The organism is Ktedonobacterales bacterium (assembly GCA_036557285.1).
In the GTDB taxonomy this organism is placed as follows: domain Bacteria; phylum Chloroflexota; class Ktedonobacteria; order Ktedonobacterales; family DATBGS01; genus DATBHW01.
This window is the reverse complement of sequence record DATBHW010000044.1, coordinates 68149-92497: the sequence shown is the minus strand read 5'-3', so window position 1 is coordinate 92497 and position 24349 is coordinate 68149. Positions and strand designations below refer to the sequence as shown.

Here is a 24349-nt window from a genome sequence, read left to right as displayed (position 1 = left end):
TCGGCTTTCTTCAGGTCAGGGGATGATGGATTGAAGTGGAATAATCACGGCGATGGCGTACAAGGCTACCCCTAAGGTCCAGGGAGTGGCGAGCCATAAGAGCGCCCGCGAGCGTCGCAGTGCTGCATAGAGCAACCAGCCCAGCGGTAAACCGATGACGATGCGGGTGCTGGAGGTCAGGTCTCCATAGATGGCGGCACTCAAAAAGATGACCAGCCAGACGACAGTGATGCCCACAGCACAGAGCAATCCAGGCGAAGTGCGCCACTGTTTGGTGATGATTTCGCGTGCCACCCAGCCCAATGCGAGCGCCGCTGGAAGGGCGATCACCACTACGGTTATCAAGAAACGCGGCGACGTGCTGGCGATGCTCAACAGGCCCGTCAGCGGAGGCTTGAACACGTACCTGACGGCTGTGGAGGCGAACAGGCCAGTCTTCCCCAGCGCCAGCCGCAGGATGATGAGCCAGATAATGAGTGGGACGGCGGAGGAGAGGAGCAGCGCTGCCCGGCCCCAGCGCCGCTGGAAGAGCGCGTCCAGGGCAAAAGCGCCCGCAAAGATCATAGTGGTGTCGCGTGTCAGCCCGGCGGCTATCAGCCACAACGTCGCTTCTTTCCAGCGTTCACGATCAATGGCGAGCGCCGCAAAGACGATCAAGGCTGCTGCCAGCCCATCGGGGACATCGTGGGTTATAGAGGCAAATTGCCCAAAATAGAGGCCAAAGGCCAGGCTAAACCAGGGTGAAAGTCCCTTGCGTTGCAGCAGGAGCGCCAGAGCCGCCGTTCCGGCCAGAGTGCCCACCATGTTGAGGATGAACAGCCACCAGGCGGCCAGTGTGGCCTGTCCCCCCAGGGAAAGCGCCCAGACAACTATCGAGAAGAGGATGCGCTGATAACGAAAAGGCGCGCTATCCATGTGTGCGCCAGCGTGCAGCGGATCAACAGCCATATAGTAAAAGAACTGCCCATCATACCCGGAACTGGTTTTATCACCGCCGCAGCAGTAGAACTGTCCAATATGGGCAAAATCCAGTGGGCTGGTATAGCCGCGCAGTATCGGATAGAGGGCGAGGATAAACAGGTAGGCCAGGCCAACAATAAGGGTTGGTGCAAGAATCGTCCTGATCCAGGTCGCTTGCCGGGGTTCTTCCAACCGACCTGGCGATGGAGCAAGACGGGTTGATTTTTGCATGGAAAAAAGCTCCTTTGAAGAGAAGAGTGCCTGGTTCCAGGTTCCACTACGGTAGACAACGCGACCCGCTTCGGGTTGTAACATGCTCGGCATGAAGGTACCAGTTGGCTTCACCGGGCAACCACTGTCTCTTCGCGTTGTTGTTTCGCGTCGTCAGGAAGGGCGGCATATTCCTGTCGGGCAAGCGTGCGCAGCACCAGCAAGATGCCCATGAAGAACCAGAAGGTCAGGGCGAGATCGGGCAAAAAGTAAAAGTTATCCACCAGCCCATGAATGACGCTCGCCAGCATCGCTCCAGCGATCCCAAGCAGCAAGCGCTGGAGGAGCCTGGCTTGTGAGAGCCTGGCGCAGAGGCGATAGGTGCGCACAAAAACGGTGGCAAAAGCTCCCAGCACCCAGAGCACGCCTATCTCTCCCAGCAACCCGGTACTGACCCAGAAGTCGAGAAGGAAGTCGTGGGGGTGGGGTGTTGAGGCTTGGGGAGCGCCGGAAGTTTGCCCATCGAGCGCCTGGAGCATATACGAATTGGGCGCGGTAGGCCGGAAGAGGGTACTAAAGCTGTGAAGCCCGGTGCCCAGCAGGAAATGGTCCCGAATCATCAGCAAGCCCGCTTTCCAGATGTAGAGCCGCTCAGCAAATGTCCCGTGCGTCTTGCTGTTTAAAAGCCCGGCGAGCCGGGACCAAAAAAGCACTCCACCCAGGATGCCGACGGCTCCTATCCCCAGCACCACCACCCAGCGACGGACCTCGAAGGCAAAGAAGCCGAACGCCACCAGCAGGAGGGCGAGTTCAGCGCCATGCGAGTCGGTCCAGTAGAGCGCCAACAGCAGCGGGAGCAGCAGCGCCAGACAGATCCAGCGCAGCGGATCGCGCCAGATGGACGGCTGGACGGCTGCACCAGCCGTCCGAGGGCGGCGCATCCCTGAGAGCGCCATCGCCAGTAGAATGGGGATCGCATAGTCCAGAAGAGACGCCAGATTATTGGGGCTATAGGTGAAGGCAATAACCCGAAGCGTGGCGGGATTCAGCACGTCGCGGAAGCTGGTCAATTGAGTTATGCCCTGGCCGATGCCAATGCAGGCAAGTACCAGCGACGAGAGGATGAGCGCCCCGATAGCCCGCGCCAGGTCGGTGGGCGTTCGCAGATAGCGCAGCATCAGCAAGAAATACAGCAGCGGCTCGATGATTTCCTGGCGATAAGCGCGCAAGCTATCGTGCTGGACCGGAGAGACCAGCAGGCCCAGCGCAGCCCCAACCAGGATGAGCAGCGCGGGAGGGATAAACGCGCCCGCTTGCCGCCACAGCCCCCGCAGCCATGTGCCCGTCGCACGTCGCTCTTCCGCCATGAAGACATGGCGCAGCGCCATCACCCCCAGGCAGATGAACATTCCCAGTTCTGCAATGTAGAAGGAAGGGAAGCCACTGGGGCTGAGGGGCTTGAGAAAGAGAAAGTAGGGGAAGGTCAACGGCAGCAGCGCAACGGCAATCTCCAGGCGCAGATAGGCCAGCGCGGCTGCCACCACCAGCAAGAGCAAGGAGGCGGGCGGATGCGGCCAGAAAAAGAACAGGGTAAACACCAGGCACAGCCCCAGGCCAACGAAACGAACCGAGGCGCTGGAGCGGCGCGCGAGTGGGGGGACTTGCAGGGCCATGAGTATCTCTCCTAGCAATCCTTACTTCAACCGAGGCAGTGGGAAGGCTGGGGAAGCGACACCCAGCCCTCCGCTTCTGTCTGAAAGGCAGAGCCATTATATCAAAGTCCCGCCCCGGAGACCAAAAGAATAGGATAGCTGGGTTCGCGGCAGGTCTGGCGTGGTTCACTGAGCGGATGAACGTTTGCGCCTGAAGCTGAAGCGGCGCGTGATGCGGCTCAGCATCGGCACTGCATCATCGATCTCCAGAAAGCGCGCGAAGAAGATATACACGATACACGCCGCGAGGATGCCAGCGCCAATGCGCAGCGCCAGCAGGGCGTTTACCTCCAGCGAGCCGCGACCATCAATGCCGGTATAGGAGATCAGCCGGTCTACGGCGGCGTAGCTCACCAGGGCAGCCAGGGTTGATACCAGGCTGGCGGCCAGGACACTCACCGTAAAGATGAAGAGCGCGCGCACATCAAAGCCTTTCAATCGCTGGCGCAGCAGGAGCAAAAGCGCAGTTGCCTCGCCCAACACCCCAATGGACATCGCCAGCCCCAATCCGCGCAGCCCTAATGGGAAGAGCAGGATGCTCAGGCCAATCATAAAGGCAAATTGACAGAGGCTGACATAGACGGGCGTGCGGCTGTCGCGCAGCGCGTAGAACGAGCGCGTGAGAATCTCAACGGAGGCGTGGCCCGCGATGCCAATGCTCAGGAAGATGAGCGGATCGTAGACCAGGCTGGTTGCCTGCGCGTTAAAGTTGCCGTGCTGAAGGAGCAGGCGGATAATTGGCCGCGCCAGGCCAATAAGACCGAGGCTGGCCGGAATGGAGAGAAAGAGGATGCCACGCAGCGTCGTCAAGATGACGTGGCGCAGCCGCTCGAACTCATTTGCGGCAAAGAGCGTGGCGAGCGTGGGGAAGGCGGCTGTCGAAACGGCCATCGCAAAAATACTGATGGGCAAGAGCATCAACTGAAAGGCGGTAAAGAAGCCATAGGCGCTGCCCTCGGAAAGCAGCGAGGCCAGGGCGCGATCCACCCCAAAGGCCAGATAGAGCATGCCAGCGTTGACGATGCGCGGAACCATCAGCCGCGTGATGCTGCGCATGCCGGGGTGCAGGAAATTGAGGGTTGGGCGATAGCGCAGCCCGGCGCTGATTGCGCCAGGAAATTGAATCAGGAGTTGCAGCGCAGCGCCCAGCACGACCCCCCAGGTGGCGCCGTAGATACCCAGGTTGCCGCCAAACAGGTGAGTCCGATTGTCTAGCAGGGTCGCGCACAGCCCCAGAATCAGGCCAACGTTATAGAGAACAGTCGCAATCGCGGGAAGCAAAAAACGCTGGCGGGTCTGCAAAATGGCGCTGAGAACGGTGGACGCGCCCAGGAAGATTGGCTGCAAGAGCATGATACGCACCAGCGAGACGATCTCGTTGAGTTCACCCGGAGCCGCGTTGAGGACGTACAGCGGGACGAGAACCGGCGCGAGAAACATCCCCAGAATGGCAAAGATGGTAAGTCCGGCTACCGCCGTGTTGAGGGCGACGTTTGCCACATGGTATGCTGTTTTTTTATCGCGCTTTTCCACCATATACTGGGTGAAAATAGGAATGAATGCTGAGAGCAGTGCGCCGCCCGATACCAGATTAAAAATGGTATCGGGGATATAGAACGCCTGGGTGTAAGCGTCGGCATCCACGCTTGCCCCAAAGAGTCCGGCGAAGAGCGAATTACGGAAGAGTCCCAGCACGCGCCCGGCAATGAACGAAGCGGTAAGTATCATGGTTGCTGCGGCTATGGCGTTGCCCTTGAGGGCGCGCATCTGCATAGAGGGCTGCTCGTCCTCAGCAACAGCCTCCTGCCCCGCTGTGGGCGCTGCCACAATACTGGACAGGCGCATGGAGATCGAGGGCTGGTCGTCGAAATAGGCGCTTTCGTGGCGCGCGGGGGAGAAGGTTGCCAGGCTCGACTCGAAGGAGATCGCTTCCATCTGATCCTGATCGACATAGGGGTCGTCCACCCCACGCGCCAGGAGATGGCGACGATAGCGGGTATCAACCATCGTGGGGGCGTCATCAGGATCAATGGGCTGCGTGCCAGGTTGAGCAGAAGCAGGAACAGGGCTGATCGGCCTCATGCTCACCTGGGTTCTGGCAGAATCCGGTTCTGGAGAGGGGGTGTTGCGCGCGGCTGAGCGCGGCGGCTCTTCTCGATCATTATCCTCTGGCGGCGCCTTCATTCTTACTCCTTGTTGGCGATCTCGGTTGGCGATCTCTGCCAGTTTTTCTCGCTCAAATGTTGTAAGATGTTCTGTTCATAGAACGAATAGCAACTGGATTCGGGTCTTCATTGACTGTGGGAATAAACCTTTTGTCTCGTCTCGGAGCATAGCATAGCTGAGATAGGAAGACAAGAGAAGCGTTCATTTGCTCATTTGGGGTTCTGCCGTTCAGCCTCCGCTTTCATGAGCGCCAGCAGCGCCAGGGCATAGGCATTGGAGACCGTTGCGGCATCATACCAGCGTTCTCGCAACAACAGCCGGTAGCGCGCTTTCCAGCGTTTGGCGGCGATGTCGTTGAGGCGAATGAGCGTCCAGGTGTCCGCGCATTCCTCCAGCAGACGGCGCAATCCAGCTTCGTCATCAAGCTCCAGGCCATGCGCGCGTAGCTGGGCTGCCAGTTCTGGCGAAAGCTCACTCTGCATATGAGGCTTTGTCCCCAACGTGAGTTTCACAGGCCGCTCGATCCCATACGCCGACCTCCAGCGCGCAGCGAATCTCCTGAATGACCGTTTCATCCTGTTCTGTCGCCAGGGCATGGTCCAGCGCGGCGCGTGCTTCAGGCCCGCTGATGCGCCCCAGCGCCCAGGCGGCATGGCCGCGCACCAGCGGCTCTGGCTCAGTGCGCAGGGTTTCGATCAGCGCCGGAACGGCTGCCGAATCGCCCAGATTGCCCAGCGCGACACAGACGTTGCGCAGCAGCCCCCGGCGTTTGGCGCGCTTGATGGGGCTGTGGCGAAAACGCTCGCGGAACTGTTCTTCGTCCAGTTTCAGCAGCGGGATGAGCGCCGGGCTGGAACCGACCTGCGCGCGCGGCTGGAACGCCAGATTTTGCCTCTCATTGGCAAGTGCTGTGCCGTCTGGGCGCGCGTGTTGCGCTGAGGCTGCGCCAAAGCGCCCGGCGCGCTTGAGCCGCTCTACAGCAATGAGATTGACCGGGCAGACTTCCTGGCAGATGTCGCAGCCAAAGATATGGTTGCCCATCAGCGGGCGCAAATGAAGGGGGATGCTGCCGCGCAGTTCGATGGTCAGGAACGAGATGCAGCGCGTGTTATCCAGGACATAGGGGGAGATAAACGCGCCCGTTGGGCAGGCGTGAAGGCAGCGTTCGCACGTGCCGCAGTTGGATTTGAGCGGCGCGTCTGGCTCTAGCTCAAGGTTGGTGACGATCTCTGCCAGGAAGACCCACGACCCCCAGCCATGCGTCAGAATATTGGTGTTTTTGCCGTACCATCCCAATCCGGCGCGCTCGGCGACGGCGCGATCAACCATACGCCCGGTATCAACGAAGAGGCGCGTTTCGGTTCCTGACCCTGCGTCTTGCGGCGCGGCGCTCAGCGTGCGCAGATAGGCTGCCATCTGCTCCAGCCTGGCTTTGATGACTTCGTGATAGTCGTCGCCCCAGGCGTAGCAGGAGATACGCCCGTGTGGGTCGCCAGGGGTGGTCAGGTCGCGCGGCGTGTCGGTCAGATAGAAGATCGCCAGCGAGATGACAGAGCGCGCATCGGGCAGCAGCGCGCGCGGATTGCTGGAGACCCCCGCGCGCTCGGCGGTGAACCAGGGCAGGCCATCCATCAAGCCCTGCGCGATGCGCTCTTTGATAGCCGCCTCGCGTTCGGGAAATGGCTCTGCGCTGGTGACACGCACCAGATCAAATCCCAGGCGAGCGGCATAGTCTTTTATATCAGTGGTGAGAGACATAGCGGTTTGATGATCATTGAGAGAAACCGAAACAGAGCGCAACAGGAAACTATTCCTATTGAGCGGCTTCCTCTGCAAAGAAACGCTCGACATCTTCGATCTTAGCGGTGCGCCGGGCGGGCGGAAGCGCCGCCACGACGCGGCTGCCGTAATATTTCGTGTACAGGCGCGCGTCCAGAATTGCCATCACGCCCCGGTCCTCTTTGGTGCGAATCAGCCGCCCCAGCCCTTGCTTCAGCCGGAGCGTGGCCTGTGGCAGAACATAGCCGTTGAACCAATCTTCGTTAGCTTCCTTCATCAATTTGACCCGCGCCTCATGCACCGGGTCGTCGGGCGGGTCAAAAGGCAGCTTATCAATGACGACCAGCGAGAGCGCCTCTCCGGCGATGTCTACGCCCTCCCAGAAGCTTTTCAATCCTAACAGCACAGCGTTGGGCGTGCTGCGGAAGCGCCTGATAAGCTCTATCCGCGAGAAATCGCCTTGAAGCAAGAGCGTGAAATCCACCGCGTCGCGGATTTGCTCGTAGACTTCCATCATGGCCTTGTGGCTGGAGAAAAGCAGAAACGCCCGCCCACGAGAGGCTTGCACTAATCGGGCCATCTCGCCTGCCAGCGCGTCAATATAGGGTCGGTTATCAGTGCCAAACTTTGGCTCTGGCAGCCCACGCGGCAGATAGAGCAGGGCGTGGTTGGGATAATCGAACGTGGGCGGCAGAACACGCTCGACGACCTTATTCAACGCGCCCACTCGGCGGCGGTAGAAGCTGAAGTCGCCGCCAACGGCCAGCGTCGCCGATGTGGCGATAGTGTTGATCTTCTCGAAAAGCTGCGTTTGCAGCAGTTCGGTGATGGAAAGCGGCGCTGCGGAGACGCTCAACTGGCGCAAGCCCTTATCCTGGCCGCGCGGGCCGTTTTCGCGCTCCACGTAATAGACGCGGCTCTTGAGGTCTTGGACCGCGAAGGCCACGCGCAGATCGCTCGCCAGATTGCGGGCGCGCTTCACCAGCTTGTCGTAAAGCTGCTCTTCTTTCTCGTCCAGAGTATCGGGGCGGCGGTACTTCATGTCTTCGGCCAGCGAATTGATGGCCTCGGCCAGATGCAAGCCTTCCTGAAAAGGTTGGGTGAGCAGGGCGCGATTCTTATAGCCAGGATCGGCGATGCTCGCCAGGCGATCCCAGGCGACGACGTTGCGCTGGCCGGCCTCTTGAAAGAGCATCGCGTCCACATGCTCTCTCAGACGGCGCTGCTGAAAGAGGCTCTGTACGCGGCCCGGCGAGACGGTGACGGTGAAGGCGCGCGTGGCTTCTTCTTCGAGGTGATGTGCCTCGTCAATGACCACGACATCGCGCTCCGGCAAGAGCCAGCCGTCCATCGCGGCGTCCAGCAGCAGCAGGGTGTGATTGACGACGATAATCTGCGCTTCGCGGGCGCGCTGGCGCATCTCGCGCACGTAGCAATCGCTAAACCAGTTGCACTTGCTCCAGGCGCACTGATCGCTGTCTGCCGCGATGCGGGCGCGTATGTCACCGGGGAGGGCGAAAGGCGTCGTATCGAGATCGCCGTCAAAAGCTTCGCCTTCAGATGCGCCGGTAACAGTATCCTGCAAGAATCTGAGCAATTGCTCGAAGGCTGATGATCGCTGGAAGGGCAATAGTTCGCTGTTTTCTTTATCAAAGCGGTCCAGGCAGAGATAGTTGCCCATGCCCTTGATGAGCGCGGCGCGGAAGTCCTGAATGTGCTGCTGCACAAAGGGGATGTCTTTGTAAAACAACTGCTCCTGAAGGTTCTTGTTGGCCGTGCTGATGATGGCAACCTTGCCGGAGCGCACGATGGGAAGCAAGTAGGCGATGCTTTTTCCAGTCCCAGTTGAAGCTTCTATGACGGCATGGCTGCTGTTTTCTAGCGACTGGGCCACCAGTTCGGCCATCTCCACCTGCGCCATTCGTTCTTCATAATCGGGCAGACTCTCTGAGAGCGCGCCACCCTGGAGAAGATCCCGCCGGACCTGCTCCGCTAACGATAGACTGATGCTCACCTGGCCTCCCGCAGCGCACTAGACCATACGTTCCTAATAGAACCAGTATATCATATGGATAGATAAACCACTTGCTCCTCTCAGCTTCGGCTGGGTTCAGTCTTCAAGCCATTGTGTGATGAAGCGAGGGCTGTAGTGAATGTCCACCTGCCTTAGCCGCCCCGAACCCGAATTGATGAACTTGTGAGGTACGCCCGCCGGGACAATCGCAATCTGTCCGGCCCTTGCTTCAAGGGTGGTCGAGCCAATCGTATAGGTCGCACAGCCTTCCTGAATGACAAAGACCTCTTCATAGGGATGAACATGCAGCTTTGGGCCTGCTCCTGGAGGTATATCCACCAGGATTAAAGAAATATTGGTGTTTCCATGCAGGTATCCCTCAAACTCATAGGTGTCCCCATCACGAGAGAGTTCATCTCTATTCACCATGATATAGTTCATGTTTGCCTCCTTGATCCTGGGATGTACTGCGGTGAGCCTATCTGAACTTCCTGAAACCATTCTAGCATAGGCGCCCGGCCTGCGAGGCTTGACAGACCCTTTTGGCGCGAACTAGAATGATTAGTGTCTCAAGTACACTTATTGGGCCTCTAGGAGTGAAAGGCGCTAATGATGAGCGCAGATATTTCTCAGGAGCAGAGTGGGAGCGCGCCCGCTCGTTCATCGGCGGCATGGTCGGCTGAGGCAGCCGAACACCACTATGACGCCAGCGTGTGGGAGCGTCCGTCAGTGACGGTGGATGTGGTGATTTTGAGCCTGCAAGAGGGCGACCTTAAAGTGCTGCTTATCAAGCGCCGCAACTGGCCGTATGAGGGCTACTGGGCTATTCCTGGCGGCTTTATCGAGATGCGCGAGTCGCTGGAGGAATCGGCGCGGCGCGAATTGGAAGAAGAAACCGGGCTGCGCGATATTTATATGGAGCAGCTCTATACCTTTGGCGACCCTGGGCGCGATCCGCGCACTCGTGTGATTACGGTTGCCTATCTGGCGCTGGTGGATTATCGCCAGCTTCACCCGCAGGCCGCCGATGACGCTGGGAGCGTCGGCTGGTTCTCGATGTATGATCTGCCATCGCTTGGCTTTGACCACGCGCAGATTCTGGATTACACGTTGAAGCGCCTGCGGGGCAAGTTGGAATATACGACGATTGGCTTTCAGTTCTTACCTCCCACGTTCACCCTCAGCGAGCTTCAGCAGGTCTATCAAGTGATTCTGGGCCAGGAGCGCAAGCTGGATAAGCGCAACTTTCGCAAGAAGATCGTTTCTACCGGCATTCTGGAGAGTACCGGGGAAATGAAGATGGAAGGCACGCATCGTCCCGCCCGCCTCTATCGCTTTAACCCGAAAGCCGAGGCGTGAAGCGGGGCCAGGCTTCTTTATCAGAGGACCGGAGGTGAACAGATGGAAATGCCGCAGTCCACGACCATCGCTGGCGCTTTGATCGAGCAAAGCCGCCTGTTTCTTGAGTGGTTGGTTGAGTGGGAGCGCAGTTTGCCAGTTCTGCGCTGGGCTGATCTGACGCGAGAGACACCGCCGGAGCGGATCGGTATCTTCTGCATTGATATGACTAACGGCTTCTGCCACGAGGGCAATCTTGCCAGCCCACGCATCCATGCCTTGATTCCGGCGGTGCGCCGCCTGTTTGAAGACGCGCATCACGGGGGCGTGCGTCAGTTTGTGCTGCCGCAGGATACGCACCGCCAGGACGCGCTGGAATTTCACGACTTCCCGCTGCACTGCGTAGCAGGCACCATCGAAGCGGAGACTGTTGCCGAACTCCAGGAACTGCCTTTTGCCGATCTTTTCCGTGTCTTCCCCAAAAACTCCATCAGCACCTCGCAGGACACGGGTTTGGATGGCTGGTTGGATGCCCATGCTGATCTGGGCGCGGCGCTGATCTGTGGCGATTGTACAGACCTCTGTGTCCATCAACTGACGATGCACCTGAAGCTGCGCGCCAATGCTCGTGATCAGTCCCTGCGGGTGATCGTGCCTGCCAACTGTGTCCAGACCTATGATCTGCCGGTAGCAGCAGCGCAGCAGCTTGGTGCGCTGCCACACGATGGCGATCTGCTGCATCTCATCTTTCTCTATCATCTGCGGCTGAACGGCGCTGAGGTGGTGCGAGAGATTGTCTGAAGCGCCAATGGATAGCATCTCTTGGGCATCGCGGGGGAGAACGAGAGGCTATGAGCATCTTCGATAGCAAGCGCCTGCCCACATCCATTTTTAAGCTGGATGTGGAGCGGATGCGCGCTGGCTGGTATTCCGACAAATATTTTTATAATATCGTCGCCCTGCTGGCTGATCTGGCGCGCCAGGGCTATCGCTTCGGGGGTATATCACCCGATCTCAGCGATCTGAAGCTCGATCTGGCCCAGGTGGATGTCGGCAATATCGAAGTTGAGATGCAGTGGTTCACGCGCCGCCAGCCCTTCAGCATTGTGGTGGGTGTGGATAAAGCCATCGCTATGCTGCGCGAATGCACCGGCTATTTCGATGAACAGGGGTGTTTTGTCAATACCTTCGAGCAGCTTGAGGTCGAAGCGGCGCAGGATGGCGCCCTGGTTCGTTACGAAGGCGACCCCTTTCAGGTTGAGCCGGTGCTGAAGGTGCGGGGGCGCTACCGTGATTTTGCCATGCTGGAGACGCCCACGCTGGGCGCGCTGACGCGCGGCAGCCGCATTGCCACGAATGTTTATAACGTGCTGGTGGCGGCGCGCGGCAAGCCGGTTCTCTTTTTCCCGGCGCGCTTTGATGCCCATGAGGTGCAGGCCGCCGATGGCTACGCGTACCAGATTGCCGTTCAGCTTTTCAACCGCACCTATGCCCATAAACTCGATTCGTTTATCTCCACCGATGCGCAGGGCGACTGGTGGGGCGGCGCGGGTGGCGGGACGGTGGCCCACGCGGCCATCGCTGCATTTCTAGGCGATACCACCGAAACGATGATGGCCTTCGCGGCCTTGCGCCCGGTGAACATTCCGCGCATTGCCCTGGTGGATTTCACCAACGATTGCGTGGGCACCACGCTGGAAGTTATGCGGGTGATGTTCAGGCGCTTTCTGGAACTGACCGATGCGGGCGATCTTGAGGAGGCGGAGAAGTATCGCCTCTTTGGGGTGCGCCCCGATACCAGCGGAAATATGCGCGATGTCTCGCTGGAGCCGCTGGGCGATCCGGGGCTGGATAATGGGGTGAACCCGCGCCTGGTCTTCAGGATGCGCCAGGCGATGGATCACGCCTGGCAGAATTGGAACCTGCCGGAAGTATGGTTGGAGCGCGCCCGCGCCTGGTGCCAGGCAGTCAAGATCGTTGTCAGCGGCGGCTTTACCCCCCAAAAGATTCGCCTCTTTGAGCAAATTGGCGCGCCAGCGGATGTATACGCCGTTGGGTCGTACTTGTTTTCCAATGCAGATGAGGCGGGTACTGTCAATGACTATACCGCCGATGTGGTGCGGGTAAAGGCGCTGGGCGAATGGTATGATCTGGCAAAAGTTGGACGGCGCGCCTGCGCTAATCCCGCGTTGGAAGCCGTACAGTAGCGCAGCATCTGGTTAGAGTTCTTCGTGCTTGATGCGATGATGCAGCTTGAGCAGTTCGCGGAAGGCGCGCAGAATGACCCGCAGATTGGCGCCCGTCGCTTTGCCTCCCTGGCGGGGATAATGCTGGATCGGCACTTCGACCCAGCGATAGCCCAGCCGATGCAGCTTGACCAGCATCTCGGTGTTGACCATTGCCCCCTGCGCCTGCACATTGGCCCGCCGCACCAGCTCGGTGGGGTAGAGCTTAAAGGCGCAGTCCACGTCGCGCACTTTTAGCCCAAAGAGCAGGCGCATCAGCATTTTCCAGCCCCAGGCGTTGACAATACGCAGCAGCGGGTCTTGACGCTGCTCCCGATAGCCCAGCACCGCGTCAGCCTCCTCCAGATGCGCCAGCAGTTTGGTGATGTCGCCAATGTCGAACTGTCCATCGGCGTCCATGAAGAAGGTCAGGTCTTTGCTGACGGCATTGAAGCCCGCGATGAGGGCGCCGCCATAGCCCCGGTTGGGCCGGTTATGGATGACGCGAATGCGCGGATTCTTGGCGGCGAGCGCGTCGGCAATCGCGCCCGTCTGGTCGGTGCTGCCGTCATCCACGAGGAGGACTTCATAGTCGGGGGCGACCTGGCTCAGGGTCTGGACCACCGCCTGCACGGTCTGAGCGATCACCGCTTCCTCATTCCAGGCGGGCAAGACGACGGAGAGGCCGCGCGTCGTCATGGGTTGGCCGTCGGCGCGTGTTGTGTGGGAGATATGGAGCGAGCCGCGCTGCTCAGACTCATCTGCTGGTTGTTCTTCAAGCTGTGTTCGCATATTTCCTCTCGACGCTGCTGGCCGCCTCAAAGTTCCCTCTTTGCGATAAGGCAGAAAAAGCTGCTACAATAGAACCGCACCTGCTAACCCTCTCGATGAGAGGGAAGCATCACGATCAACAATCAAAACGCTCCTGAATGATAGAAACAGCCGTATTATGCACCAGGAACTCTCCTCATCTCAACAACCCACAGACGATCTTTCTCAACCTGATGATACCGCGCCCGCAAGGGCTATGCCCGTTCCAGAGCTACATGCCGGGTATCCTGGCGCACACGCGCCGCATCCTCCATTCGTTACCAGGGAGTTTGCCAGCCCTGGTCTGACACCTGGCAGACGCTATGGTACGGCCATCATGCTTTTCGTGCTGGGTCTGTTCGTGGTGGGCGTGGTCTTTTACGAAGGCGGCTCGCTTATTGTCAGTGCTGTGCTGGGGTTTCTCCTGATCGCTGGCTTTATCTGGTACTTGCGCCTGATCGCGCCCGCGCCCTTTATCCTGCGCCTGACAGCAGACGGTCTGACGCGCCAGGAAAAAGCGAGCGAACCACTGGTGATTCCCTGGGATAAGATCGTGCGCGTCAAAGAGGAGCAGTTTGCCAACGGCAAAATCATTGGCGTGATGGTCTACGCGCGCAGTAAGCACAGCGTCTATCGCGCGCTGGTCCTCTACCGCGATGATCTGCCCCAGTTTGATGAGTTTCGCAAGGCGCTCAAAGCGTCCACCCTGCCGGAGACGCCCTGGCGGCTGGAAACGGTTCACGAATAGTGGCGCGGGGGCCGCCAGGGACGGCGGCGGTACACGCAGGCGCCGCCAGGGACGGCAGCGGTACAAGCGGTTGGCGCATCCTATTCAGAGGTTTCCGATGTGGCGAAGGGGCGCAGCCAATCCTCCATGTATGCGCCAAATTGGTTCAGCCCTGCGGCGTCAAATGGCCTGTCCTCTCCGCCTCGGTACACTTCCAGCGCCTGTACGATAGGATTTCTGAAGGCTGTGGGCACTACGTGAAGCCCCCAGACGCCCCCTTCTTCTTTGGAGCAGACGCGCCCTTCAAGGAGATAGGCGGCCACGCGGCAGGCGTTAAGGACAAAATAGGTCGGGTTTTTTGTTAGAGCCTCCCGCGCCCAAAGAAAATCATCCCAGATGGCGGCAAGATAATCCCGCGTAGGGACAGGCGGAAAGGTTTCGCCAATTGACTGGCCCACAAGACAGATGCCGCGCGCTCTGGTGACGGTGATATGCGCCGCCAGATCAAGGTCTGTCTGGCGCTGGTCGTTCCACGCTCGCCAGCCGTCGTTTGCCAACGCTTGCTCACAGCGGCTTCGCCAGCTCTCACTGTAGTGCAGATCAAAGGGCGTGGGGCAGCGCCAGGGCGCGAGGTCTTGCGCGCTCAAGAAGCTGATCTCGATGGGCGTGGGATTGCGCGACAGGCCCAGGAGCGTTTCGGCAAAGGCGCGTTTTGTTTCGACGCTCATGGGCTGTCGCGTGACGACGAGCAGGTCAAGGTCACTGCGCGCCGGATTGAAGCAGCCCAGCGCCAGCGAGCCATGCAGATACACTCCGGTGAGATTTTCTTGCAGGGCATCCCGCGTGATGGCAAGAAACTGCTCTATCTGGCTGCGCGCTGCTGGCGGGCAGGTTGCCCAGCTATACTGTGTCATACCACCGCCTCTTGCGGGCGCGTCAGGAGTTCGCGCGCTGCTGGCAATCGTTCATATATTCACATAACCCCGCAATTCCGCGCTGAAGGTCGGGGAGCGCGCTGGCAAGCGAGACGCGCACATAACCATCAATGGTTTCGCCAAAGGCGCTGCCAGGAGCGACGGAGATGTTGCGCTCTTTCAGCAGGCGCAAGGCAAACTCCAGCGAGGGCAGGCCGGCGGATGAAATATCAATCATCAGGTAGAACGCCCCTTTTGGCGGGCGGGCGCTGATGCCATAAGTGCGCAGCACTTCCAGGGCGGCATCGCGCCGCTGGTGATAGCTGGCGCGCATGTCGGCCACGCAGTCTTGCGGTCCGGCCAGCGCGGCCTCTGCGGCCCACTGGGCGACATGTGAGACGTTAGTGCAGGCCGCGCTCACGGCGACGGTGATGGCCTTGCTGATCTGTGGCCGCGCCACCGCGTAACCGATGCGCCAGCCGGTCATGGCGTAGTTTTTCGAGAAGGTGTAGGCGCTGATGACGCGCCCATCGTCGCAAAGCGCCGCCGGGCTGATATGCTCGCCCTCATAGACCAGTTCGTCATAGGCTTCGTCGCTGATCAGATAGAGATCGTGGCGCTGAGCGAAGGCGATCACCTGCTCCAGCAGGGCGCGCGGGAAGACGGCTCCGGTTGGGTTGGCAGGGCTGTTGATAATCAGCGCCCTGGTGCGCGGCGTGACCAGGCGTTCCAGTTCGTCCAGGTCGGGCAGCCAGCCGGTTTCTGGATGCAGGCGATAATGCGCTGGCCGCGCGCCGACGCAGGCGAGCATGTGCTCATACATCGGCCAGGCCGGATCAGGTGTGAGTGCCTCGTCGCCCGGCCCGCAGATCACCTGAATCGCCGCCATCAGCGCGCCGCTGCCGCCTGGGGCAACGCTGATCTCGTCCGGGCTGATCGTGTAGCCATTGACGCGCTGCACTCTGGCGGCGAGCGCCTGGCGCAGCGAGGGCAGCCCCGGCGGCGGGCCATAGGTGATGCTCCTCTGTTCGATGGCCTCTATCGCGGCCCGGCGAATATGCTCAGGCGTGCGAAAATCCGGCTCGCCAGTCTCCAGACGGATACAGCCGGGCTGCTGGCTGGCGAGCGCGGCAATCTGGAGGATCGGGTTGATATTCAATGCTTGAATCCCAGGCATCAGGCTTTTCATGCGGTTGCCAGCCCTCCATCCAGAAACGCCGCGCCGATGCGTTCAATCAGCCCGGCCAGCAGGACCATGCGCGGCGCAATCGAATCAATGAGGATAAACTCGCCGGGATTGTGCGCCATTCCGCCCGCCAGACCCAGGGCGTCCAGTGTGGGGATCATGGTGGCGGTGGTGTTGCCGTCGGAGCCGCCGCCGGTGAAGATGCCGCGCAAAGCGATGTTCTGGCGCGCGGCTTCGGCCTTTGCCAGATGGAAGAGCGCCATATTCCCTGGCGTGGCCTCAAAGGGGAGATGGGCGAGTTTGCCGGTGATCGCGCTTTCGGTATCAGGTATCGTGACCTGGCGGGCGATACGCTGGAAGGCTTCTTCAACTGCTGCGATGCCTGGCTTGTCGGCGGCGCGCACGTCAATCAAGGCGTGGGCGTGGTCGGGTACGATGTTGGGCCGCGCGCCGCCGCCAACGACGCCAACGTTGACGGTGACGCCGGGGATGGTTCCATTGAGCGCCTGCAAGGCAACGATCTTATGCGCCAGTTCCAGAATGGCGCTGCGCCCTTTCTGGGGTTCGACTCCGGCGTGGGCCGCGACGCCGCGCACCTCCAGCCGATAGTTTCCGACGCCCTTGCGCGCGATGACAACCTCATCTAGCTCGCGCCCCGGCTCCAGGACCAGCGCGACATCGGCCTGAGCCGCCAGTTCGCGTACCAATGAACGGCTGGATGGGGAGCCAATCTCTTCATCGCTGTTGCAGAGGAAGGTAATCGAAGCGTAGTTCTCTGCCTTGACCTTGCGCAGCAGGTCCAGGGCGTACACGCCCAGCAGCAGCCCCGATTTCATATCCAGCACGCCCGGACCCAGGGCGCGCCCATCTTTGATGGTGAACGGGCGTCGCTCCGGCTCGCCCTGGGGAAAGACCGTATCCATATGTCCGATGACGAGGATACGCGCTTTCCCCTTGCCGCTCCGGGCGCCGTAGAGATGGTTGCCGAAGTCGCTTTGCGGCTGAACGGTGACGGCGTACTCGCTGGCCTCCAGCCGCCCTTTCATCCACTGCGCTACCTGATCGACGCCCGCCTTGTGATAGGTGCCGGAATCTATGTTGACAATGGTTTGCAGATCACTGAGCAGCGCCTGCTGATACTGTTTTGCCTGCTCCAACGCCGGGCCAAGCTCCAGGGTCATAGGTACCATGCCTCTCTTTAACTCAAGCTTATCTGAAACGCGCCAGCCAGGGACGACGGCGCTACACGCAACCTGTGCCCGGGCGCAGTTCCTTCTCATAGGTGTCGTATTGCCAGATGACGCGCATGCCAGCCCGCTCGTAGAGGCGTGTAGCGCCAGTTGGGTTCTGCGAGTCAACGGTAAGGATAACCTGGTGTTTGCCGCGTCGGTAAAACTCGCCGAAAGCGTGGCGCAGCAAGGCCATGCCCAGCCCCTGCCGCCGCCAGGGACGGCGCACCGCCAACTGACCGACCAGGGCCGTTCCTGAATCGGAACGGCACAATGCTGCTCCGGCAATCTCCTTGCCATCCAGCGCAAGGAACCAGAGCGTCGGATCGAAGCCTTTGCGTTTGACTCGTTGCTCCCAATCTTCCAGGGGTGTCGGCGTATGGTTCCAGTGATCCTGAAAGGCTTCTTCGATTGCCGCATACACGGGATGGAGATCCTGATCGGGAATGAAGGTGCGTATGGTCATGCCTTCCGGCCAGGCGGAAGCGGGCGGCGCGCTGTCCATCTCAATCATCATTTCCCAGACATGCCGCGCCAGCCGGTATCCCTCCTGCTCCACCAGCAGCCGCGCCGCGTCGTTCTTATGGCTGATAGAGACGCTTTTGATGCTAATGCGCGCCCTGGGAGGGGCAGCAGGAATCTGCTGGATCGCTCGCGCTTCAACCAGCCGCAGCAGGTACGTACCGATGCCCTGCCCGCAATACTCAGGGTGGGTCCAACCCACCATAGAGAACGCCACGTACCCTCTCTGGAAGAGATCGGCGTAGGCGACAAGCTTTCCTTCAGGCGTGACGACAGCCCAGGTGTTGGCTGCCAGGTTGAAGTCGGAGCCAGCCGTCTGCCAGGCATAGCGAATCTCTTCTGCGGTCAGGGTAGCTGTTCCTCCTTCGGCCAGCCTACAGGCGTTGGCTAATGCAGCGATGGCCTCGGCATCGTCCATCGTGGGGGCGCGAATGGTCAGGCCATCTGGAAGGACAGCAGTCATGAGTATCTCCTCGATCCGGTATCAGGGCCACCAGATGGCTCCGTCGTCGCGCAGGCGCGTCAAGTCGTCTTCAGTATATCCTGATGCCAGCAGGATTTCGCGTGTTTGCTCGCCGAGCGTGGGCGGCGCGTGGCGCACCTCGAAGGGGACGCCCTCGATGTGCGGGGTCAGCGCCAGCGTGCCGAATTCGCCGCTGGGGCCATAGTCGGCGCGGCGAACCGTTCCCAGCGCCTCGACCTGTGGGTCTTGCAGAGCTTCGCTGAGCGAATTGACCGGCCCCAGGCAGGTTTCGATCTCGCCAAACTCAGCCACCCATTCATCGCGGGTTTTTGTCAGGAAGAGCGCGCGCAGGGCGGTCAGTGGTTCCTCGCGTTCTTCGCCGCTGGTCGGCTGATGCAGGGCGAGCAGGTCAGGCCGTCCGGCGCGCTCGCAGAAGGTAGACCAGAACTTCGGCTCCAGCGCGCCCAGCGTGATCGCCTTGCCGTCTTTGGTTTCGTAGACGTGGTACGCGGGCAGGCCGCCGTTGAGATGGCCCGCGCCCGGCGCTGGCTCCTGGCCGGTATTGAGGGTGGTCGCTGCCAGCAGAGGCATCAGAGATAGCGCGCCCTCCATCATCGAGACATCCACAAAACGGCCCTTGCTGGAGTTTGCCCGGCCCGCCAGCGCCGCGAGAATGCCGATCACCGCCGGAAGCGCGCCACCCGCAATATCGGCGAACTGCGTGGCGGGCATCGTTGGCAGCGCGTGGCCCTCGCGGTTGTGAGAGAGCAGCCCGGCGTAGCCTAGATAGTTGAGGTCATGTCCGGCGCGCAGGTGATAGGGTCCATACTGCCCATAGCCACTGATGGCGCAGTAGATGATGCCTGGGTTGATCTCGCGCAGTTGTGGATAGCCCACGCCCAGCCGCTCCAGCACGCCAGGCCGGAAGCTTTCCAGCACGACATCGGCCTGCGCCGCCAGTCGCTTGAACACCTCTTGCCCGCTGGCGCGCTTCAGGTTCAGCGCCAGGCTGCGCTTATTGCGATTCGTTGCCAGATAGGCCAGGCCCATGCCGTTGATGAGCGGCGGCATCAGGCGGCCATAGTCGCCCAGGCCCGGCTCTTCTACTTTGATGACATCCGCGCCCAGGTCGCCCAGCATCTGTGATGCCACTCCGCCGGGCAAGAGGCGCGAAAGGTCCAGCACGCGAACGCCTGCCAGGGGCAAAGCACGCATCGGTCCGGTGTTCATGGCGGCTCCTTTTCTTTCTATTATTCCTAAAATTGCTCCATCCTAAAAAAATAGAACTGCTCAGAGGCGCTGGCCCTCTAGCAAGACCCTGGCTGGCAGCGGCGCTGATTGTATCTGAAATGCCTCTTAAGCGTACCAGCGAAAGCAGCCGCCTGTCAATGCTTGCGGTTGACGCGGCTGGTAGAATGGTTGTTGCGCCCCTTGATACAGGGAGTGCGCATAAGATGGGGCAATTTTTCAATGAATGCGAGCCAGGGTCCAGCGACGAACTCTGGCTGACGGACACAGAGGTGCGATATGTCAATGGCTCTGATTGTGCATGGCGGCGCGGGCGATATTCAACCGGGGCGTCATGATCTTTCGCTGGCGGGCTGCCGCGCTGCGGTGCTGGCTGGCTGGGACATCTTGAAAAACAGCGGCTCTGCGCTGGACGCGGCAATGCGCGCCGTCGCCGCGCTGGAAGATAACCCTCATTTTAACGCTGGCACAGGGTCCACGCTCAATGCCAGCGGCGCGGCAGAGCTTGACGCCGGAATGATGGATGGGACGACGCTGGATGTTGGGGCAATTATCGGCGTGATGCAGATCAAGAACCCTATTTTGTTGGCACGCCTGGTGCTACAGAGTCCGCATGTTCTGCTGACAGGCGCGGGCGCAGAACTCTTTGCGCAGGAGCAGGGCATGGAGTTTTGCTCTCCAGAAGAGTTGGTGACTCCGGCGCAGCTTGAACGCTGGCGTCGCGGCTATCGGCCTGGGGATGGCGTAGGCGTCTCTGCGGCTGACGGAGGCGAGGAGAAACACGGGACAGTGGGCGCGGTTGCCATCGACAGCGCGGGGCATATCGCGGCGGCGACCTCGACAGGCGGCATGGCGAATAAGCGCCCTGGGCGCGTGGGCGATTCGCCGCTGGTGGGCTGTGGCTTTTATGCTGAGGACAGCCTGGGCGGCGTCTCTTCAACCGGACATGGCGAGTATTTTGTACGTCTGATGCTGGCGCGGCGGGCCTGTGAGTTTCTGGCGCTGGGGATGTCTGCTCAGAGCGCCGCAGAGGCAGCAATACGCCTGCTGGCCGAGCGCCTGGGCGGCTCTGGCGGCTTGATTTTGATTGATCGGCAGGGACAGGTGGGCTTTGCCCATAACACGCCGCATATGTCCTATGGGTATCTCGTGGAGGGGATGGAGACGCCGGTGGTAGGAATCGAGTAGCAGATCACGCCAGGCAGCAAGTGATACCCCAGGCGCCTTTACCCGTTATATCGGTGTAAGCCCCTGGGGCATTTGTGCCTGGCTGTTGCAGGCGCGAAGGCGTATCTATATACTAAAATAGCTGGGGTTGTGACACGATAGCCCGGCTTGACACGGATGAATGGCGCGGGATATGGATGCCCTTGCCCCTGGGCGGCTGATTGTGTGGAAAGGGGGCAGCAGCTCTGAAGAGGGGCTGCTGGAGAGCGCGCATGAGCCGCTGTGTCTGCTGGACCTCTATTCTATTGGCTTTTGCGGAGGGAACAGGGCAATGACGACAGGAAGCAAATCATCGGGCCGTAGTCGGCCCGTCTCCGAACCTCCGCCGCTGCATAATTTGCCAGTGCTGCACGCTGGTGATGAGGTGCGGCGCTGGCTGGACCTCTACTGGCACAAGTTGGGCCTGCCCCCCGAAGAGCGGCGCCGCGTGGCGGTGACGCAAGACCGCCGCGAGTTTGCCCGCTGGGCAGGACGGCGTCTGAATACGCTGGCGCTGGGTTGTTATTGCTATCTTCCATCTCCTCCATTGACTCGCCGCCAGCGTCGCCATTTGCAGCTTGCCCAGGCCATCGGCGCGCAAACTGAGGAAGCGGCGGCGGTGCTGACCCAACTGCCCTTGCCCAGCTTTGCCGTTCCGCCGGTGGTAATGCCTCAACGTCAGGGCGCTTCGCTGCTCCATCGCCACCTGATCTTTGTTGAGCCGGACCTCTTGCCGCAGAGCGTGGAGGTGACGGTGGCGCATGAACTGATTCATCTGGCTGATCGCCTGCGCGGCCATCCCCGGCGCCATCATTGTCATGGTTATGATTCGATCTCGGTGGATGAGGCCGCCGTGACGGGCTATCCGCCGGAGGAATTGCGCGCCTTGCTGCGCGAAGAGACGACCCGCCGTGAGAAAGCCGCGCGCGCCGCGCGCCCGATTCGCTACGTCTATATCTGCCCGCGCTGCGCCAAAGAGTATCAGCGGGTGCGGCGCTATCCCCGTCCGGTTTCCTGCGGGTCTTGCGATCAGGCGTATAATCCCGCGTATGCGCTGGTTCTCAAAGAGTCGCTTCAGCCTGAGACGAAGAAATAATAGTGAAGGATAGTAGTGAGGAATGGTAGAAGGTGTAGTAGAAGGAACCGATGATGAAGAAGGGCGTCTGCCTCCCGCACGGGAGGCAGACGCCCTTCGCTTTCTTGTGTTACACTCCTGCATAGCTGTGCAGGCCGGGCACGATGAAGCTCACCCCAAAGTAGGTGAAGAGCGTGGCGGCAAAGCCCAGCACCAGGAGCCAGCCTGACCATTTGCCGCGCAGGCCGCGCACGCCGCGCACGTGCAGATAGATCGCGTAGACCAGCCAGGTGACAAGGGCCGAGGTCTCCTTGGGATCCCAACTCCAGTAGTGGCCCCAGGCGTAGTTGGCCCAATAAGCGCCCAGGATCAGGTTCAGGGCCAGCAAGGGGAATCCGATGATGACCGCTTTGTAGCCCAATTCATCGGCGGCCTCGGCGCTGGGCAGCCAGGAGAAGCGGTTTGTCTGTGTCTGGACGAGATAGATGATGCCGCAGCCAAAGGCGACGGTAAAGAGGGCATAAGCAAAGATCGCCATCGAGACGTGCAAGATGAGAATCTTCTCGTCCTGAAGCGCGGGAATGACGTTGTAGCTGGTCGTGGCCTGGTTATAAGCAGCGCCAATGTAGATGGCAAAAGCAATTGACAGGAGCGCGACGCCGGTAGCAAAGACGCCCAACGCGCGCGAGTGGTAGCGCCGCTCGAAGAGCAGGTAGCAGAACAACAAGGCGCAGGAAAAGCTGAGGCTGTAGCCATACATGTTGACCCAGGGGGGGTAGCCCATGACCACGGAGCGGAAGATCAGCGAGGTTAGGAGGGCGATGACGCTGAACCAGGCGGCCCCTGTGCCGATGCGCCCCCAGTAAACGGCGCGATAGTCCGGGTCAACGTTGGGGACGGCGACCTCAAACTCGCGGACAAGCGTTGCCGTTCCTGCGCCTCCACCAGCGGCGCTCCCGGCGCTTTCGACGCTGGCCTTGACGGTGGCTTTGCCACGCGCGCGGCGAGCGCGAACATCGGCAAGGGTTGCCAGGACGGCGTGGCGATTGCTCAGAGTGTAGACCAGATACGCAACGACAGCGACGGCGGTCAAGAAAACGGAGATATAAAAGAAATCTTGTGTGAGCGATACGGCCATAATGGGTCTCCTTGGAGAGAATAGCGCAAGCCATAAGAAATGGTCCCGACTACCCAAAAATAGTAGCACAGGGAACAAAGACATGCAACAAATCTCGGAGCGCGATATTGTCCGGCGCTGGGCCAGCGGGGAGTTGATGGGTGTGCCGCTGCGCACGACGAATGGCGAGCGCCTCACCGTCCTCTATCCTGGCCGCCCCGGCGGTGGCCCTGGCCCTGATTTTCGGGACGCGGTGATTCGCCTGGGCGATGATCGCACGCTCTGTGGCGATGTGGAGGTCCATCTGCGCGGCGGCGACTGGCGCGCGCACGGCCACGAAAGCGATCCACGTTATGGCCGGGTGATCTTGCATGTCGTTTTCACGACTGATCTTCAGCCCACGCGGCTGGCGGATGGAGCTACCGCGCCTGTGCTGGCGTTGGCCGATGTTGTGGCGCCGCCAACGCTGCCCCTGCGCCCAAAAGAGTCCGAGCAGTGGCCCTGTCAGCAGGATGCGACACGCCTGGCGGAGTCTGAACTGCTGGCGCTGCTCGATCAGGCCGGGGAAGCGCGCTTTCTGGAGAAAGCTACTGCTTTTCAGTCGCAGTTATCCGCTGCTCTGGAGCAGGCGGATTCGGCCAGTCAAACCAGTCACCAGGGCTGGAGCGTTGAAAGCCGCCTGCTCTTTGTGGCGCTGGCCGAGGGGCTGGGCTATGGCCGCGAGCGCGAAGCGTTTCGTGCGCTGGGCGAAGAGCTTGCCAGGATGGCTCCTGGCCTCACTTCGCCTGTGCGCGCCTATGAGGCGCTGCTGGAGCGCCTGACACTTCCGCCGCGCCTGGACCGTCAGCGTCTGGCGGCGCTGGCGCGGCTGGCGGTGCGCTGGCGCGAGCGCGGTCCCTGGCCGGAACTCTGGGCGCTGCTTTCGCGGACGCAATCGGATGACGCCGGAGAGGCGCTGCTGCGGGTTCTCACCATCTCCGGCGAGACCTATCAGGTGTCTGCTCGCCAGAGCGCCGCTCCTTCTGAGCTGCTCAGCGCCGGGCGCGCCGCGATTCTGGTCTGGAACGTGGCGCTGCCCTTTGCCTATGGCTGGGCGCTGCTGCATGAGGATGACGCGTTGGCAAAGCGAGCTTATATACTGGCGCTGGAGTTTCCAGGGCTGCCCTCCAATCAGATTACTCGCGCGATGCAGCGGCAACTGCTCTTGCCAAAGCATCCCCGGCTGGCGCTGGCGCAGCAGGGACTTCAGCACGCGCATAAACATTGGTGCCGCGCAAAGCTCTGCGCCGCCTGTCCCTGCGCGCGGCGGCTTGCTGACGAGGAGGGTTGATCTTCGTAGATGAACGAGCCGGACCTCCAACAACTCTTTGCTGAGCCTATTGTTACACAACGCTATCTGGACCCTGGGTATTCCGGGCATGCCAGCGATGTCTAGTATGTCCAGACGA

Annotated in this window: 21 protein-coding genes; 7 read left to right on the top strand and 14 right to left on the bottom strand. The window is 60.6% G+C overall.

Annotated elements, in window-relative coordinates; translation table 11 throughout:
- Positions 1-15: 15 nt before the first annotated feature.
- From VH599_13080 to VH599_13050, 7 genes are all read right to left on the bottom strand, one after another.
- On the bottom strand, positions 16-1191 hold the full coding sequence (locus VH599_13080; GenBank protein HEY7349240.1) for a hypothetical protein: 1176 nt from the start codon (positions 1189-1191) through the stop codon (positions 16-18).
- Positions 1192-1301: 110 nt separating this feature from the next.
- Entirely contained in the window at positions 1302-2843 is a 1542-nt protein-coding gene (locus tag VH599_13075) for an O-antigen ligase family protein (GenBank protein ID HEY7349239.1), read from the bottom strand.
- 165 nt (positions 2844-3008) lie between these two features.
- The gene (murJ, locus tag VH599_13070; GenBank protein HEY7349238.1) at positions 3009-5066 is read right to left on the bottom strand and encodes a murein biosynthesis integral membrane protein MurJ; all 2058 of its coding nucleotides are present in this window, start codon (positions 5064-5066) and stop codon (positions 3009-3011) included.
- A 191-nt stretch (positions 5067-5257) separates the two neighbouring features.
- Entirely contained in the window at positions 5258-5530 is a 273-nt protein-coding gene (locus tag VH599_13065; GenBank protein HEY7349237.1) for a hypothetical protein, read from the bottom strand.
- A complete protein-coding gene (gene queG / locus VH599_13060) occupies positions 5520-6806 on the bottom strand; it encodes a tRNA epoxyqueuosine(34) reductase QueG (GenBank protein ID HEY7349236.1) in 1287 nt (428 codons plus the stop codon). The genes VH599_13065 and queG overlap by 11 nt, the downstream gene beginning before the upstream one ends.
- A gap of 55 nt (positions 6807-6861) precedes the next feature.
- Positions 6862-8841, bottom strand: coding sequence for an ATP-dependent DNA helicase (locus VH599_13055; GenBank protein HEY7349235.1), 1980 nt, complete (start codon positions 8839-8841; stop codon positions 6862-6864).
- Between the two features lie 96 nt (positions 8842-8937).
- Positions 8938-9282 (bottom strand): cupin domain-containing protein, encoded by a 345-nt coding sequence (locus VH599_13050; GenBank protein ID HEY7349234.1) that lies wholly within the window; start codon positions 9280-9282, stop codon positions 8938-8940.
- A 168-nt stretch (positions 9283-9450) separates the two neighbouring features.
- Between VH599_13050 and VH599_13045 the strand changes: the two genes are divergently transcribed.
- From VH599_13045 to VH599_13035, 3 genes are read left to right on the top strand one after another with little or no spacing between them, the layout of a single operon-like run.
- A complete protein-coding gene (locus VH599_13045; protein ID HEY7349233.1) occupies positions 9451-10200 on the top strand; it encodes an NUDIX domain-containing protein in 750 nt (249 codons plus the stop codon).
- 42 nt (positions 10201-10242) lie between these two features.
- The gene (locus tag VH599_13040) at positions 10243-10980 is read left to right on the top strand and encodes an isochorismatase family cysteine hydrolase (GenBank protein ID HEY7349232.1); all 738 of its coding nucleotides are present in this window, start codon (positions 10243-10245) and stop codon (positions 10978-10980) included.
- Between the two features lie 50 nt (positions 10981-11030).
- Positions 11031-12386 (top strand): hypothetical protein, encoded by a 1356-nt coding sequence (locus VH599_13035; GenBank protein ID HEY7349231.1) that lies wholly within the window; start codon positions 11031-11033, stop codon positions 12384-12386.
- A 12-nt stretch (positions 12387-12398) separates the two neighbouring features.
- On the opposite strand, the gene VH599_13030 is transcribed toward VH599_13035, so the two are convergent.
- Positions 12399-13196, bottom strand: a complete 798-nt coding sequence (locus VH599_13030) for a glycosyltransferase family 2 protein (GenBank protein HEY7349230.1) — start codon at positions 13194-13196, stop codon at positions 12399-12401.
- A 157-nt stretch (positions 13197-13353) separates the two neighbouring features.
- Between VH599_13030 and VH599_13025 the strand changes: the two genes are divergently transcribed.
- Positions 13354-13962 carry a hypothetical protein gene (locus tag VH599_13025; GenBank protein ID HEY7349229.1) on the top strand — a complete coding sequence of 203 codons (609 nt, stop codon included), beginning with the start codon at positions 13354-13356 and terminating at the stop codon, positions 13960-13962.
- Positions 13963-14042: 80 nt separating this feature from the next.
- On the opposite strand, the gene VH599_13020 is transcribed toward VH599_13025, so the two are convergent.
- From VH599_13020 to VH599_13000, 5 genes are read right to left on the bottom strand one after another with little or no spacing between them, the layout of a single operon-like run.
- Positions 14043-14855: an aminoglycoside adenylyltransferase domain-containing protein gene (locus tag VH599_13020; GenBank protein ID HEY7349228.1), complete on the bottom strand. Its 813-nt coding sequence runs from the start codon at positions 14853-14855 to the stop codon at positions 14043-14045.
- 22 nt (positions 14856-14877) lie between these two features.
- The gene (locus VH599_13015; GenBank protein ID HEY7349227.1) at positions 14878-16044 is read right to left on the bottom strand and encodes an aminotransferase class I/II-fold pyridoxal phosphate-dependent enzyme; all 1167 of its coding nucleotides are present in this window, start codon (positions 16042-16044) and stop codon (positions 14878-14880) included.
- Entirely contained in the window at positions 16041-17231 is a 1191-nt protein-coding gene (locus VH599_13010; GenBank protein ID HEY7349226.1) for a M20 family metallopeptidase, read from the bottom strand. The genes VH599_13015 and VH599_13010 overlap by 4 nt, the downstream gene beginning before the upstream one ends.
- 52 nt (positions 17232-17283) lie before the next feature.
- Positions 17284-18255, bottom strand: a complete 972-nt coding sequence (locus VH599_13005; GenBank protein ID HEY7349225.1) for a GNAT family N-acetyltransferase — start codon at positions 18253-18255, stop codon at positions 17284-17286.
- 21 nt (positions 18256-18276) lie between these two features.
- Positions 18277-19485: a CaiB/BaiF CoA-transferase family protein gene (locus tag VH599_13000; GenBank protein ID HEY7349224.1), complete on the bottom strand. Its 1209-nt coding sequence runs from the start codon at positions 19483-19485 to the stop codon at positions 18277-18279.
- A 297-nt stretch (positions 19486-19782) separates the two neighbouring features.
- Between VH599_13000 and VH599_12995 the strand changes: the two genes are divergently transcribed.
- Both VH599_12995 and VH599_12990 read left to right on the top strand, forming a co-directional pair.
- On the top strand, positions 19783-20691 hold the full coding sequence (locus tag VH599_12995) for an isoaspartyl peptidase/L-asparaginase (protein ID HEY7349223.1): 909 nt from the start codon (positions 19783-19785) through the stop codon (positions 20689-20691).
- A 172-nt stretch (positions 20692-20863) separates the two neighbouring features.
- Positions 20864-21805 carry a hypothetical protein gene (locus VH599_12990; protein HEY7349222.1) on the top strand — a complete coding sequence of 314 codons (942 nt, stop codon included), beginning with the start codon at positions 20864-20866 and terminating at the stop codon, positions 21803-21805.
- A 109-nt stretch (positions 21806-21914) separates the two neighbouring features.
- On the opposite strand, the gene ccsB is transcribed toward VH599_12990, so the two are convergent.
- On the bottom strand, positions 21915-22922 hold the full coding sequence (ccsB, locus tag VH599_12985; GenBank protein ID HEY7349221.1) for a c-type cytochrome biogenesis protein CcsB: 1008 nt from the start codon (positions 22920-22922) through the stop codon (positions 21915-21917).
- 82 nt (positions 22923-23004) lie between these two features.
- On the opposite strand from ccsB, the gene VH599_12980 reads away from it, so the two are divergent.
- The gene (locus VH599_12980; GenBank protein HEY7349220.1) at positions 23005-24231 is read left to right on the top strand and encodes a DUF2851 family protein; all 1227 of its coding nucleotides are present in this window, start codon (positions 23005-23007) and stop codon (positions 24229-24231) included.
- The last annotated feature ends 118 nt before the right edge of the window (positions 24232-24349 follow it).

What these genes read in the sequence shown, in the direction of transcription:
- VH599_13075 (HEY7349239.1), bottom strand. Translation starts at nt 2,843, where the DNA reads ATGGCCCTGCAAGTCCCCCCACTCGCGCGCCGCTCCAGCGCCTCGGTT.
- VH599_13020 (HEY7349228.1), bottom strand. Translation starts at nt 14,855, where the DNA reads ATGACACAGTATAGCTGGGCAACCTGCCCGCCAGCAGCGCGCAGCCAG.
- VH599_13035 (HEY7349231.1), top strand. Translation starts at nt 11,031, where the DNA reads ATGAGCATCTTCGATAGCAAGCGCCTGCCCACATCCATTTTTAAGCTG.
- queG (HEY7349236.1), bottom strand. Translation starts at nt 6,806, where the DNA reads ATGTCTCTCACCACTGATATAAAAGACTATGCCGCTCGCCTGGGATTT.
- VH599_13005 (HEY7349225.1), bottom strand. Translation starts at nt 18,255, where the DNA reads ATGACTGCTGTCCTTCCAGATGGCCTGACCATTCGCGCCCCCACGATG.
- ccsB (HEY7349221.1), bottom strand. Translation starts at nt 22,922, where the DNA reads ATGGCCGTATCGCTCACACAAGATTTCTTTTATATCTCCGTTTTCTTG.
- VH599_13010 (HEY7349226.1), bottom strand. Translation starts at nt 17,231, where the DNA reads ATGGTACCTATGACCCTGGAGCTTGGCCCGGCGTTGGAGCAGGCAAAA.
- VH599_13080 (HEY7349240.1), bottom strand. Translation starts at nt 1,191, where the DNA reads ATGCAAAAATCAACCCGTCTTGCTCCATCGCCAGGTCGGTTGGAAGAA.
- VH599_13040 (HEY7349232.1), top strand. Translation starts at nt 10,243, where the DNA reads ATGGAAATGCCGCAGTCCACGACCATCGCTGGCGCTTTGATCGAGCAA.
- VH599_13050 (HEY7349234.1), bottom strand. Translation starts at nt 9,282, where the DNA reads ATGAACTATATCATGGTGAATAGAGATGAACTCTCTCGTGATGGGGAC.
- VH599_13000 (HEY7349224.1), bottom strand. Translation starts at nt 19,485, where the DNA reads ATGAACACCGGACCGATGCGTGCTTTGCCCCTGGCAGGCGTTCGCGTG.
- VH599_12995 (HEY7349223.1), top strand. Translation starts at nt 19,783, where the DNA reads ATGTCAATGGCTCTGATTGTGCATGGCGGCGCGGGCGATATTCAACCG.
- murJ (HEY7349238.1), bottom strand. Translation starts at nt 5,066, where the DNA reads ATGAAGGCGCCGCCAGAGGATAATGATCGAGAAGAGCCGCCGCGCTCA.
- VH599_12990 (HEY7349222.1), top strand. Translation starts at nt 20,864, where the DNA reads ATGGATGCCCTTGCCCCTGGGCGGCTGATTGTGTGGAAAGGGGGCAGC.
- VH599_13015 (HEY7349227.1), bottom strand. Translation starts at nt 16,044, where the DNA reads ATGAAAAGCCTGATGCCTGGGATTCAAGCATTGAATATCAACCCGATC.
- VH599_12980 (HEY7349220.1), top strand. Translation starts at nt 23,005, where the DNA reads ATGCAACAAATCTCGGAGCGCGATATTGTCCGGCGCTGGGCCAGCGGG.
- VH599_13030 (HEY7349230.1), bottom strand. Translation starts at nt 13,196, where the DNA reads ATGCGAACACAGCTTGAAGAACAACCAGCAGATGAGTCTGAGCAGCGC.
- VH599_13025 (HEY7349229.1), top strand. Translation starts at nt 13,354, where the DNA reads ATGCACCAGGAACTCTCCTCATCTCAACAACCCACAGACGATCTTTCT.
- VH599_13045 (HEY7349233.1), top strand. Translation starts at nt 9,451, where the DNA reads ATGATGAGCGCAGATATTTCTCAGGAGCAGAGTGGGAGCGCGCCCGCT.
- VH599_13065 (HEY7349237.1), bottom strand. Translation starts at nt 5,530, where the DNA reads ATGCAGAGTGAGCTTTCGCCAGAACTGGCAGCCCAGCTACGCGCGCAT.